This window comes from Halobellus clavatus (genome assembly GCF_900107195.1).
Taxonomy (GTDB): domain Archaea; phylum Halobacteriota; class Halobacteria; order Halobacteriales; family Haloferacaceae; genus Haloquadratum; species Haloquadratum clavatum.
The window spans coordinates 1-12,591 of record NZ_FNPB01000001.1 but is presented as its reverse complement, the minus strand read 5'-3'; the positions used below and the strand labels follow the sequence as shown (position 1 = coordinate 12,591).

At 63.7% G+C, this 12,591-nt stretch carries 12 protein-coding genes; 3 read left to right on the top strand and 9 right to left on the bottom strand.

All coding sequences use genetic code 11. The annotated features are described in order from the left end of the window. Nucleotides 1–29: 29 nt before the first annotated feature. Entirely contained in the window at nucleotides 30–2,420 is a 2,391-nt protein-coding gene (locus BLU74_RS00060) for an ATP-dependent DNA helicase (protein WP_089763801.1), read from the top strand. Between the two features lie 6 nt (nucleotides 2,421–2,426). On the opposite strand, the gene BLU74_RS00055 is transcribed toward BLU74_RS00060, so the two are convergent. Further along, the gene (locus BLU74_RS00055; RefSeq protein ID WP_089763798.1) at nucleotides 2,427–2,609 is read right to left on the bottom strand and encodes a DUF7576 family protein; all 183 of its coding nucleotides are present in this window, start codon (nucleotides 2,607–2,609) and stop codon (nucleotides 2,427–2,429) included. Between the two features lie 155 nt (nucleotides 2,610–2,764). Here BLU74_RS00055 and BLU74_RS00050 point away from each other — a divergent pair, with 155 nt between their 5' ends. After that, the gene (locus tag BLU74_RS00050; RefSeq protein ID WP_089763796.1) at nucleotides 2,765–2,992 is read left to right on the top strand and encodes a DUF7511 domain-containing protein; all 228 of its coding nucleotides are present in this window, start codon (nucleotides 2,765–2,767) and stop codon (nucleotides 2,990–2,992) included. Between the two features lie 44 nt (nucleotides 2,993–3,036). Here BLU74_RS00050 and BLU74_RS00045 read toward each other — a convergent pair whose 3' ends face one another. Genes BLU74_RS00045 through BLU74_RS00015 form a run of 7 tightly spaced genes read right to left on the bottom strand, consistent with a single transcriptional unit; the run spans nucleotide 3,037 to nucleotide 10,764 of the window. Beyond that, entirely contained in the window at nucleotides 3,037–4,149 is a 1,113-nt protein-coding gene (locus tag BLU74_RS00045; RefSeq protein ID WP_089763794.1) for a CheF family chemotaxis protein, read from the bottom strand. Then, nucleotides 4,146–5,918 carry an archaellar assembly protein FlaJ gene (flaJ, locus tag BLU74_RS00040; RefSeq protein ID WP_089763792.1) on the bottom strand — a complete coding sequence of 591 codons (1,773 nt, stop codon included), beginning with the start codon at nucleotides 5,916–5,918 and terminating at the stop codon, nucleotides 4,146–4,148. The genes BLU74_RS00045 and flaJ overlap by 4 nt, the downstream gene beginning before the upstream one ends. A 37-nt stretch (nucleotides 5,919–5,955) precedes the next feature. Beyond that, the gene (locus BLU74_RS00035) at nucleotides 5,956–7,626 is read right to left on the bottom strand and encodes a type II/IV secretion system ATPase subunit (RefSeq protein WP_089763790.1); all 1,671 of its coding nucleotides are present in this window, start codon (nucleotides 7,624–7,626) and stop codon (nucleotides 5,956–5,958) included. Then, nucleotides 7,626–8,378 carry an archaellum protein ArlH gene (locus tag BLU74_RS00030; protein ID WP_089763789.1) on the bottom strand — a complete coding sequence of 251 codons (753 nt, stop codon included), beginning with the start codon at nucleotides 8,376–8,378 and terminating at the stop codon, nucleotides 7,626–7,628. The genes BLU74_RS00035 and BLU74_RS00030 overlap by 1 nt, the downstream gene beginning before the upstream one ends. Nucleotides 8,379–8,381: 3 nt before the next feature. After that, nucleotides 8,382–8,831 (bottom strand): archaellum stator protein ArlG, encoded by a 450-nt coding sequence (locus tag BLU74_RS00025; protein WP_089763787.1) that lies wholly within the window; start codon nucleotides 8,829–8,831, stop codon nucleotides 8,382–8,384. Then, a complete protein-coding gene (locus BLU74_RS00020) occupies nucleotides 8,832–9,275 on the bottom strand; it encodes an archaellum stator protein ArlF (RefSeq protein ID WP_089765177.1) in 444 nt (147 codons plus the stop codon). Continuing rightward, nucleotides 9,259–10,764 carry a FlaD/FlaE family flagellar protein gene (locus BLU74_RS00015; protein WP_089763784.1) on the bottom strand — a complete coding sequence of 502 codons (1,506 nt, stop codon included), beginning with the start codon at nucleotides 10,762–10,764 and terminating at the stop codon, nucleotides 9,259–9,261. The genes BLU74_RS00020 and BLU74_RS00015 overlap by 17 nt, the downstream gene beginning before the upstream one ends. 328 nt (nucleotides 10,765–11,092) lie before the next feature. On the opposite strand from BLU74_RS00015, the gene BLU74_RS00010 reads away from it, so the two are divergent. Next, nucleotides 11,093–11,854: an RAD55 family ATPase gene (locus tag BLU74_RS00010; RefSeq protein WP_089763782.1), complete on the top strand. Its 762-nt coding sequence runs from the start codon at nucleotides 11,093–11,095 to the stop codon at nucleotides 11,852–11,854. A gap of 191 nt (nucleotides 11,855–12,045) precedes the next feature. Here the strand turns inward: BLU74_RS00010 and BLU74_RS00005 are convergent. Further along, on the bottom strand, nucleotides 12,046–12,591 hold a 546-nt coding region (locus BLU74_RS00005), incomplete at its 5' end, for a flagellin (RefSeq protein WP_139175560.1).

Below are 12,591 nucleotides of genomic sequence, written 5' to 3'. Positions count from 1 at the left end.
CGAAGGCGGGACCACTCACCGACACCGATATGAACGCGGCGCAGCGACTCGATGACGTGAGTTGGCAGGCGGTCTTCGGCCACGACGAGCCGTACCCCGAACAAGCCGACGGCATCGACGCCGCGATCGAAGCCGCCGCCGACGACGGCTTCCTGGTCGTCGAGGGCGCGTGCGGCACCGGCAAGACGATGCTCGCGCTCACCGCCGGAATCGACCGCGTTCGGGATCCCGACTCGACGTACGAGCGCGTGGTCGTTCTGACGAGCGTCAAACAGCAACTCCGGCAGTTCGAGGCTGATCTCCAGACGATCAACGGCAACCTCCCCGAAGACTGGCGGCCCGTTTCGGGCCTGACCCTCGTGGGCAAGGCAGACGTCTGTCCCTACAGTCGCGCGAACGTCGCCGGCATCGACGACGAAACCGTGTACGATCGCTGTGAGGGGCTCCGCGACCGAACCCGGAACCTCGTCGGCGAGGACGGCGCTACCTCGGCCGGCGCTCTCGTCTCTGAGGCCCGCAGCACACAGACGGGCCTCCTCGATTCGGGGGCGACCGACGGCCCGGCGTACCTCTCTGCGGCCGGCGAACCGACGCCCTATCTGCCCGAGACTGCCGACTACGAAGACACCGAGTACTGCCCGTTTTACGCCACTTTCCTCGACGATCTGCCCGAGGACGGAGAGCCGATCGAGGCCGTCCCCTTCGACCTGACCGACCGCGGACACATCGACACGGAGGAACTCGTCCAACTGAGCGCCGGCTACGGCACCTGTCCCCACTCGGTGATGGGGGCAGTCCTCCCGCACGTCGAAGTCGTCCTCGGAAACTACTACCACGCCTTCGACCCCCAGACGGTCGGGTCGTTCACCGGCGCGCTCGTCGACGAGGAGACGTTCGTCGTCTGCGACGAGGCCCATATGCTCGAACCGCGCGTCCGCGATCTGGTGAGCGATGGCGTCGGTATGGAGACGCTTCGGGACGCCGAACAGGAACTGACGCGCGTGATCCAACCCGTCGCATTCGAGGAGTCGGGGTCGGAGTCGACACAGACCGAGAACGCCGACGCGGCGTTGATCCGGGGCGAACTCGGCGACGCGGACGTGACGCTCTCGGAACTCCGCGAGGTCAGGGAGTTCGTCTCGGACCTCCGCTCGGAGATCGACCGGCGCGTGAAGGCGCACCTGGACCGGACGCTCCCGGACTGGCGGGCGGATCTCACGCGACTGGACGACGACGAACTCCCGCTCCGTGACCCCGAGGAGCCCGCGGTCGACGAACTGACCGAGTGGGCCGCAGATGCCGGCTACGACGAGGGGACCTGGGTACGTGCGGAAGCCGTCGGCGCGGTCGTCGCCCGGATCCTGAACGAGGCCGAAGACGAGGACGTCCGCCGCGCTGCCCCTGCCGCCGGACGCACGCTGGCGAACTGGGCCCGCACCGACCACGTGTCGTACTTCCGCGAGATCGAACTGTCGCGCACCTGGGACGAGACCGAGCGCGAAAACGCCTGGCGGCGCGCGTACAACGCCCGACTGGCGCTGCACAACTGCGTTCCCGGCGAAGCGATCGCCGACCGACTCGGGGAGTTCGGTGGCGGCGTGTTGATGTCGGCGACGCTGGAACCGATGGACGTCTTCCGCGAAGTGACGGGCCTCGACGCGCTCGCGGACGCTGGAAGGCCGGTCGAAGAGCGAACGTACGGACTCTCGTTCCCGGAGACGAATCGGGCGTCGTTCGCGGTCGACGTCCCGAAGTTCACACACGAGAACCGGGGCGGGCGCGGGGAGTCGAACCCGACGCGCCAGGCGCACGTCGACGCCGTCGTCGCGATCGCGCGCTCGCCGGGGAACGTCCTCGTGGGGATGCCGAACTACGCGGAGGCGGCGTGGATGGCCGAGGGGCTCCGTGACGAACTCGATCGCCCGGTCCTGTTGGACGAATCCTCAGGCGACGACGAGACGGAAGCGCTCAAAGCCGAGTTCTTCGGCGGCGAGCCCAAGGTGCTGGTGACGAGCCTCCGGGGCACCCTCACGGAGGGCGTCGACTACCGGGGCGATCGCCTCGCCGCGGCTGCCGTCTGCGGAGTCCCGCTCATCGACACGTCCAGTCCGCGGACCAGAGCCCTGCGGACGGCCTACGATCGGCGGTTCGGCTCCGAGGGACAGTCGGGCCGCAGCGGATTCGAAACCGCGCTCACGGTGCCCGCAGTCCGGAAAGCCCGGCAGGCCATCGGGCGCGTCATCCGCGGCCCCGACGAGGTGGGGATCCGCGCGCTCGTCGACGCCCGGTACGCCCGCGCCTCGTGGGACAGCGTCCGCGAGTACCTCCCGGAGACCGAGCGCGAGGAGTTCGACCCGGTCAGTTCGGATCTGCTCGGCTACGGCGTCGAACAGTTCTGGTCGACCGTCGATTCGGCGTAGCGGCCGTTATTGATCGTACGCGTCGCGACACTCCGCAGAACAGAAGTGCGTGGATTCGACGGCTCCGCCTTCGACCCAGGTGACGACGCGGTGCGTCGGCGACTGGACGATCTTCGCTCCGCAGTGCTCACACTCGGGGGCGTCGGCTTCGTCGACGTCTTCACCAAGGTCCGAAGTCGGGTCAACCATCTCTCCGAGTCGTTGGCGCGCCGGCACACTTGAGACTGTCGAACGGCCGTGGTGCGTCGATGCCGACCCGACGGCAACACCCCCCGGGCAGTCCCAGTCGGCCCAACAGGAGCCGTTTAATATCGTCGACGACGTCGGTTGCACTGTGGACTGAGATGTCCGACACCTTCAGCAATCCGGGAAACCGCGCTTCGCGATCGAGTACGGAACGCGACGCCCGAGCGGCCGACCGTCGGTTCGACCTCCGGAGCGTCGTCGTCCGCTACGAGCACCAGCCCGATCGGTGTACGGTTTACCCTCGTCGGGAGAGCTGCTGTGAGCGAATCGAGGCGTGGCTCGCAGCGGACGCCGACGCCTTCGTCCCACTCGACGAGCTGCGATAGCGATCGGGAAAACTGCTCACCCCGGATGGGTGCTCGGGTCGCTCTCAGACGTTGATGTCTTCGAACTCCTCATTGACGATGAACCGCCCCTGCGGCGTGAGGTCGACCGGCGTCTCCTCGTCGGTGATGAGGTCGTCCTCGTGAAGCGATTCTAACCGCGCTTCGAGTTCGGCGGTGTCGATGTCGAGCAGCGACGCGAGGTCGATGTCTTCGGCCGTCGAATACAGCCCGACGAGGACCTCCAGTTCGTGCTCTTCGACCTCCACGTCGCGAACGTCGCTCTTGATCCAGTGGTAGATCAAGCGGAGGTATCGTCCCAGGATGTTCATCTTCCGCCGCGACGTCATCGAGATCTCCGAGGTGACGGTCTGGCCGTTCTCGACGTGCTGTACCGAGAGCACGAGCAGCGTCTCGCCGTCGTCAGTACTCCGCTCCATCACCTCGAAGAAGATGACCGACGCGAGGTCGATCGAGAACGGCTCTTCCTGCTCGGTTTTGATGTTGCCGCCGGTGAACGTCACCGACTCGTAATCGAGGTGAAGTCCGGTCTTCCGCGTTGGCGTGTCCATCACCCGGCCGCCCACCTTCGCGGGGTGGGTGACGAGCGCGGTCGATCCGTTGAGAGTGGCGCGGAAGAGCAACAGGGAGAACTTCTCGATCAGCTCCCGATCGCCGCCGATGACGGTCGTCCGACGGTAGTCGCCGTCGATGTATCCCACCATCACCGTGTAGTCGAAGAACTCCTCGACTTCGGGGGGCACCTGCCCGACCGCGATGTCGAAGATCGACGCGATCGGGACGGTCGTCCTCGTCTCCGAGGTCGCGAGCACGAGGCGCCGCTCGCTCATCAGCACCCGGCCCTTCACCGGATCGAACGCCGCATCGCCGCCGGCGACGAAGTTCGCGATGAAGTCGACGATGATCGACTCGCCGTCGTCGGCCTTCGGGCGCTGCTTCGACTTTGACTTCCCGTTCGAGCGCGACTTCGAGCCCCCGGAACCCTTCGCCGATCCGGCGTCGGACTGCCCGTCCTTGCTGTTCTGCTTCCGGTAGGCTTCGAGCAGTTCCGATCGCTGCTCGGCCACGTCTCCGTGCTCGGTGCCGCTGTCGGGCCGTTCCTCCCCGCCGTTCTCGCCGCCGGAGCCAGCGGCCGTCATACGCTGATCAGCCCCCCGGCGAGCGACGAGGTCAGGACCGCGCTGCCACAGCCGATCCAGACCAGCACGACGAAGTGCAGGTACGCGTTCGTCTTGTGACCGCCGTCGACCATCCGGATCATCAGCGACGACAGCACGCCGTTGAACAGGATAATGAGCGTCAGGAGGTACTCGATGAGCGGGATGTCGTAGACGCCGGCGTAGATGAGCTTCCCGAACTCGAGCTGTTCGAGGTTGAGGTTCGTCGAGAACGTTGCGAGGATCTCGACGACCTCGAGGCCGATGAAGAAGGCGAACGCCGACGAGGCGGTGATGCCGTAGAGGACGCCGATCAGCGTCACCGTCGCCTGCTGACGCTGCCGACGGAGTTTGATGACCTCGTTCATATTGCTGGAAATGAGTTCGCCGAGTTGCTTCGGCGTCCCCCCCATCTGCCGGCCGACCAGATACATCTCAGAGAACTTCTGGATGAGGTAAGAACTGGTCTCGGCACTGAAAAAGTACCACGACCGGTCGGGAGCCACCCGCATATTAAGTCGGACGTACAGCCGGTCGATCTCCCGGGAGAGCGCCCCGAAGTCCTTCTCACGGAGCGTCTCCAAGACGGCTCGCGTCGTGGCTTGCTTCGCGCTCTCGGAGGCCCCGAGTGCACGGATGAACCCCGGGTACTCCTCGTCGCGCTCTTTGACGCCGTTCTCGTGGTGTCTGGCGACCAGTCCGGGCACCGCGAGCGGCGTCACCGGAATGGCGATCAACAGTGGGATCGGCGTATCGAGCATCACCTGCTGGACCGACTGGCCGATCGGCGTCCAGCCCATCGTCCCGAGGCCCAGCACGCCGATGAAGGTCATACTCAGCGCCACCGCCCCGTAGAGAGCGATGTCGATCTGCCGGTCTTTCTTCGTCCGGTAGTCGTCCTGCTGATACCACAGCGGGTCGTACGGCGACATCGTCCGGATGACGAAGTAGAACCCCAACTGGACGAAGATGAAGAGCACGATGACGGCCGCGATCGTCATCGTCGCGTCGGTCCCCGTCAGGATCGGTAGGACGATCGCGTTGATGATGGCGAACGTCATCGACAGAATCATCGAGAGATAGAGGTCCTTCATCACCTCGAGGTTGCCGAGCGCCCCCTCGTAGACGGTGACGTACTTGTCGATCATCGTCTCCTGTTCGCCGAGGAGGAAGTCGTCGAGGCTCTGCCCGGCGTTCAGCGAGTACGCCAGCCGATCGAGGAAGTCACCGAGTTCCTTCGATGGAACGAGCCGGGCCCGGCGACGGAGGGCGTCGTCGAGCGACTGGTTCCACGTGTCGACGAGTTCGGTGATCCGCCGTATCTCGACGGCGAGTTCGCCGTACTCCTCCTCGCGGCCGAGTTGTCTGAACACGGCGACCCGATCGATGTTCGTCGTCGACAACACCGTCAGGTGGGTGATCACGAGGTGCAGTTGGTTCTCGAGGCCACGGCGCTGTTGTTCGACGAGCAGTCGCGGGTAGAGCAATCCGGCGAGTAGCATCAAGAGCCCGAGCAGGAAGATCGGGATCCGGACCAACACCGGAAGCGGAAGCGCGATTGCCCCGACGACGCTGAGCACGAACAGGAACAGCGTCGGAAAGAGTACGACGATCGCGTACTTTCGGTTCTCCATCGGCATCCGCTCGTAGGAGTCGAGCACCGACGAGACGAAGTTCCTGAGTTGCTCTCGCTGCGCGCCGATCCCGACGTTCGATTCGGGGCCCTGCGCGGAGTCGTTGGTCTCGCTCATTGGCTCACCTCCATCGGCCGTGACTGCTCGCGGTGGGTCATCCTTCGATCCTCGTCATGTCGAACGGGAGTCCTTCCGTGCCGTCGCGCTGGAAGTCCTGGATGAGTTCGTTGACCTCGTGGTAGCCGACGATGTTCTCTTGGATCGCCCGCCGAATGATCTCCGTCCGGAATTCGATGTCCTCGTAGATCTTTCGGGTGTCGTCGTACCCGAGCAGCGTGGCGATCTTCTCCTCCATAATGAAGGAGTTGTTCCGGCCCTGGAAGACGACCTCGTCCTCGACGGGATCCCAGTAGAACGCCTCCCGGGTGACGACCCCGCCCATCTCCTTCGAGTACCCCTCGATCTCCTGGACGGAGGTCACCCGCCGGAGCGTCTCGTTGCCGCGCTTCACCCGATTCTGGAACAGCGCGATGTCACAGTTCGACATGAACGTCTCCGGGACGTTGATCGGGTCACCGGTGAACCGCTGGATCATCGAGACGATGTCCGAGGCGTGGAACGTCAGCATCACGGGGTGACCCGTCTGGGCCGCCTGGAAGGCCATCCGTCCCTCCTCGCCACGGACCTCCCCCACGATGATGTAGTCGGGGCGTGACCGCAGTGCTGCCGCGACCAGGTCGAACATGTCGACCGACGAGTCCGCGCCGCGACCCTCGCGGGTCAGGAGTTGCTGCCAGGTGTCGTGCGGCGGCAGCACCTCGGCGGTGTCCTCTGCGGTGTAGATCTTCGAGTCCCGCGGAATGAACGACGTGATCGCGTTCAGCGTCGTGGTCTTCCCCGAGGCGGTCTCTCCGACGACGAACACCGTCCGCTCGTTTTCGAGGGCGATCCAGAGGTACGCCGCCAACTCCGGCGAGAGCGTTCCCCACTTCGCGATCTGGAAGACCGAGAGCGGCACGTCGTCGCCCTGACGGATCGTGAGCGAGGAGCCCTTCAGCGACACGTCGTCTGAGTAGATGATGTTGATACGCGACCCGTCCGGCAGCGTCGAGTCGACGATCGGATGCGCGTCAGAGACGGGGTCGCCGATCCGTTCGCCCATATTCCGGAGCCAGTTGTCGAACTGGTCGGCGGAGTCGAACTCGACGGTGGTCTCTAAGAGCCCGAACTCCCCGTGGTCGACGTCGACCTGACGGGGCCCGATGACGTGAATGTCCTCGTTCGCCGGATCGCGCATAATCGGTTCCAGCGGGCCGAGGCCGACGATGTCGCGGACGAGCCGGTACTGTACCTTCTCGTAGGTCTCTTCGGTCACTTCGAGTGGACCGAGTTCGAGCCGCTGGATCAGTTCGTTGAGTCGGCCGGTGTTCGCCTCTTCGAGCGTGACGATCTCTTCGAGGAGTTCTTTGATCCGCTCTTCGTACTCGGTGTCCTCAGCAGGGGCTGGCTTTTCGACGGACCGCTCGAGGAGTTTGTCTTTGACTTGGCCGAAGAGGTTGCGTTCCTCGTCGTCGAGTTCCGGCTCGATCGTGTAGTACTTCGTCGTCTCGCCGAAGTTCCCGTACACTTGGCAGTAGACCGGCCCGCCCAGGTGGTAGATGATGTTCGGCCGCCGCGATTCGTAGCCGTCCGGTTCGTCGACGAGCATCGGAAACTCCCCGGTGATCTGCCGAAACCGCTTGAGGTGCTCCCGGAGGTGCCCCCACTTCTGCGCGTGGCGCTTCAGTTCGTTGTCGATGCTCGCAGAGCCGTGTTCGGTTGCCATCAGGCGACACTCCTGGACTCGATGACGATTCCGATGCCAGAACGGACGGAGAAGCCGACGCGGTCACCGACTTGCTGGCCCATCCCGGCAAAGCGCTTCACGAAGATATTCCGACGGACGTCGTTGCCGACCTCGACCATCTCGAGTTCGAGATAGACGTCAGCGATCGATCTGAAGGGGCCGATCGCCTCGTCGTCGACCGTCGAGGGGTCGACCGTCAGGACGATCGTCTTCCCCTTCGTGGTGAGTTCGCGGAAGAACGAGATGATCTCGAGTGCGGCCTGCCGCTCCTCGTTCTGCCTGACGAGCGCCTCGAACTTGGGATCGTTCCGGAGGATGGCGTCGAACGTATCGACGATGATGACATCGCCCTCCCACATCGTCTCGGCCTCCATCATCCGCCGGAGGAGTTGCTTGCGCTCGTCGTCCTCGTCGCCGCCGGTCAGGGCCCCCGACGCGTCGATCTCTGCCGGAATGAAGAGGATCTGCTCGTCGAGCAGCGGCTTGACCACGTCGTAGGTCAGCGAGTGCATCTGATCCAGGAAGCCGCGGACGCCGAGTTCCGTCGAGACGAGCGTGGTGACGACGCCTTCCTGGGTCATCCCGTAGGTGAAGCGTTGCGAGAGCACGCTCTTGCCGGCCCCGTAATCGCCCTCGATGAGGACGATCGATCCCTTGGGGATGCCGCCGCCGAGTTCTTTTTCGAGGCGATCGTGGTCTTTCAGTCCGAGCGAGTATTGATTCGTTCCCATAGATTAGACATTGAATCGGAAGGTCTCTTCGTCGCCGTCGACGGTCAGTGTGACCTGGTGGTCACCGCTGTTGAGATCCGAGTCGCCGATATCGATTCGCACGACGTCGTGCGGTGCCCACGAGTCCGGATCGCTACCGTCGACGGTCGTGACTGTGACGTTCGTCCGGTACTGTGCATCCACGATGACGTCGAACGTTTCCGCCGTCGCTGGGATCGTTCGCCTCCCCGTGTTCTTGACGTACAGCGTGATGTTGGCCCCATCGTAGACGTTCCCGTCCGAGCTGCTGATGACTTCGATGTCGGTCCTGATGTTCTCCGCCACGTCCGCACCCTGATCGTCGAGCGCGCCGCTGATGCCGGTGACCGTGTCGATCAGGACACCGGAGACGCCCGCAGCGACGACGATGCTTGCGATGAACAGGATCAGACTCGGGACGGAGACGTCGGCCATCTAGTTCACCACCTCGACCGTTGCGTTGCTGGCGGCGATACCGTTCTCCGCGACGACTTTGACGTCCTCGGGCGGGGACGTGTTGGTGACGTTCAGCGTCAGCGTCTGTCCCGCCGCCCAGACATCGGTCTCGAAGTCCCCGCCGACCGACGTAGTATCGGGGACCACGTGGGAGTTGTTGACGAGGAGGGTGGTATCCTCGACTGAGAGCGCCGTCGTGCCGGTGTTGCTGACCTCGATCGAGAGATTGCTACTCGACTCGTTGTAGAGCACGCTCGTCACGTCGATCGCGGTGTTCCGACGGTCAAGCAGATCCTCGGACTCCCCGTCGTGCGCGTCGGTGATCTGCTCTGCGCTCCCGGCTGCAGCCGTGTAGAACGTTCCCGACGCGATCAGGACGCCCAGGAAGATGACGGCCGTCGAACCGCTAACGCCGAATCCCACGAGCACCACCTCCGAGCGCTGACAACTCATCGAGGAGCCGCGCCTCGCTGACGTCGCCAGCAAGCCGACTGATGTACGTCAGGCTCTCTCTGTGGTGTTCGGCCCGAAGATCCTCCGGCCGTTCGGTCTCGCCGGCCGTAGCGGCGTTGCGGACGTGCTCACACATCGTTCGCTCGACGTTACGAGTGATCCACCCGAGCGAGCGATACTGGCGCAGAGCGCGAGCCGCGCCGATCGCGCCGCCGACGTCGACGAGGAACCGCGTCCACTCCAGGGCGACCGACTCCGCCGTGTACCTGGCCGGCAGTTCCGTCAGGTACGCGTCGGTGTCGGCCGGCGCCTCCTGTCGCGACGCGCTTCCGGGTTCGGCTGCCGAGTCGCCCGCGTCCGCTGCGGAGTGAGCGTGCGTGGACTCGGCGGTCCCGTTCGTGGCTTCCGTTCCGGCGTCCTCGACCGCGTCCTCGGTCTCGTCGATGTCTTCGGCCTCGAAGAGCGACTCGTCGGCCTCGATCTCTTCGGCGGCGTCCATCCCGTCGAGCGCGTCGTCGATTTTCTCTTCGGCCGTCATTTCCTCGTCCTCCGTCTCGTCCGCGTCAGCGTCGTCGCCCTCGAGGTCACCGCCGACGTGGTCCTGCATCTCGTCGAACTCCGCCTCTTCGTCCGCCGACTCGGCCGCCGCGTCGGCCTCTTCCATCTCGTCCCAGCCTTCGTTCTCCTCGTATTCGGACTTCAGATCGTCGAAGCTGGCCCCGCCGCCGGTGTCGCCGTCCGCCGCGTCGTCGTCATCTTCGTCGAGCGCTTCGGCGGGGTCGACCCGCTCTTCGTCGGCGAGTTCGTCTTCGGCGGCGAGTTCGGCTTCGTCTTCCGCGGCGTCGAGGTCGCCGAAGTCCTCGTCGAAGAACGATTCGGCGTCGGCGCTCGCCACTTCCGAATCGAGGCTCTCTTCGGTCTCTTCTTCCATCTCGAAGAGGCCGAACGCGCCGTCGCCTTCGAGGCCGCCCATCTCCCGGGCGTCGTCGACGAAGGGGTTGATCCCACGCGTCACCATCTCGTAGATGTCGAGCAGCTTTCGGACGGTCTCGTCGAGCTCCTCGACGGTCTCGCCGATCTGTTTGTTCTCCTCGCGGACCGTGTTCATCTCTGACGTGGTCGAACTGACCTGGTTCTCGAGTTCGGAGATGCGGTCCTCCATCTCCGCGATGGTATCGGGATCGACCTCCGCGCCACCGAAGTCGCCGCCACCGCCCCCGAAGTCGTCGCCGCCACCGCCGTCGAGGTCGCCCATCTCGTCCATCTCGCCGTCGAAGTCACCCATCCCGTCGTCGAAATCGTCCATTCCGCCGCCGAGATTGTCGTCACCTCCGCCGTCGAGATCGCCCATCTCACCGTCGAGGTCGTCGAGGTCCTCGTCGAACCCGAGCCCGTCGGTAGCGAGCGTATCGGACTCCTCGTCGTCGCTGTCGCCGTCGATCCAGTTCATCACGCCCATCCCAATCCCCCCCGACGACGCTCAGCCGCCTTTCGGCGCAACCGCTGCTGAGGCCTGTCTCCCTCTGGCGTCCGTGCCGACGGGGCGGGTCCGCCGACTGGGTCGCCCGGTCTCGATGGAACAGGTAGCATTAGCTAATTTATCCCAGTATCGGTACAAGAAGGTTCGCTCCAAATTATCGCTCGTGATAGAACCAGATACGCAGATCGGCCACGTATTGGTCTGTCGATTCGCAGATGGTTTCTCTTGCGGCCTGTCTCCGTGCGAAGAATTATCCGGATGCGGGACGGACCACCCACCCAACCTCCGCGAGGGAGTGACAACACGTATGCCAGAATTTGTCAAAACAGGGATCGAGGGCCTCGATTCGATTCTCAACGGCGGCATCGTCGAGAACGCAGCAGTGCTCGTAAGCGGCAACCCCGGGACCGGCAAGAGCCTGCTAGGGCTGCAGTATCTCTACAACGGCGTCGATATGTTCGACGAAGGGGGAATCTATCTCACCTTCGAAGAGTCCAAAGACGACATCAGCCAGGCCGCACAGTCCATCGGCTTCGAGAAGTGGGACGACTTTGTCGAGGAGGGCCGCATCAAAATCTACGACAAACGCACGCTGCTGAAGAGTGGCGACTTCTCGGAGACACTCGATACGATCTTGGAGGACCTACAGGATACGAAGTACGATCGCTTAGTCCTCGATCCGCTGACGATGTTCCAGCTCTTTTTCGAGGACGAGAAAGAACAGCGGCAGTACCTGCTGAAGTTCATCGACATCCTGAAGGACAGCGGCCTCACGTCGATCCTGACGATGGAGCAGTCGGCGGTCTTCCCCGAGACCGAGATCGGCCTTGAGAACTTCCTGACCGACGGGAACATCTACCTGATCCAATCGCCCGCAGGTTCGACGTCGAACCGCTACGTTTGGGTCGCGAAGATGCGGAAGCAGGCGATCAAGAACTCGATGTTTCCCCTCGAGATCGATGATGGTGGTCTCAAAGTGTACGAACAGGCCGCCGGGTTCTCGATGGTCGGCGAATCGCCGCCGATGTTCAGCGAAGGCGAGGGCGGCGGCGCAGGCGGACTGGAGTAGCTGACGCTCTTCCCGAGATGATCCATTCGTCGATCGGCATCTCTTATCTGAGATATCTGTAGCCCGGCGAATAGTTAGATGGTTAGCAGACGCGATTACGATATCTGACTGTGCCAGCGTTCTTATCGCTACCTAGGTAGCAGCAAGAGAAAATGAATCGCGGATCGCGTCGGTGCGGAAGTGGAACCGGATTAGAGCTTGACCGGTTCGCCCGAGTCCTTCCCTGCAAGCTGCTGGGGCATCGTCAGGATGACCTGCGTGGTGCCGCCAGTCTGACTCGTGATGTCGAGTTGGATCTTGTCACCGGTGTCGAGTCCATTGTACTGGTCGCCCCCTTCGATCGCGGAGGCGTTGATCGTCACCTCGTAGCGGTCGGCCCCGCTGTTGAGCACGCCGAAGGAATTGTCGCTGTCGGTTCCTTCGACTGCCGTTAGGTTGAATGTCGACGCATTCCCAGCAGCGTACTCCATACTACTTGAGCTGTTGGTCAGCGTCGTGACCTGATCGTCGCTGAGGTATTTGATCGAGGTTTGATCCATATCGACAGCGCTCGATCCAGCGGCGAGCCGCACCGTCAGCGTCATATTGGAGATCGTATCGTTCAGTCCGACCGTGCCGTGTTGGTTAATGACTTCGACACGGTTCGTGACCTTGTCGACGCTCTCTTGACCAGCGTCCTCCGCGGTCGCTTGGAGGAAGCCGGCCGTGTTCACGAGGACGCCGGCCGCGATTGCGGC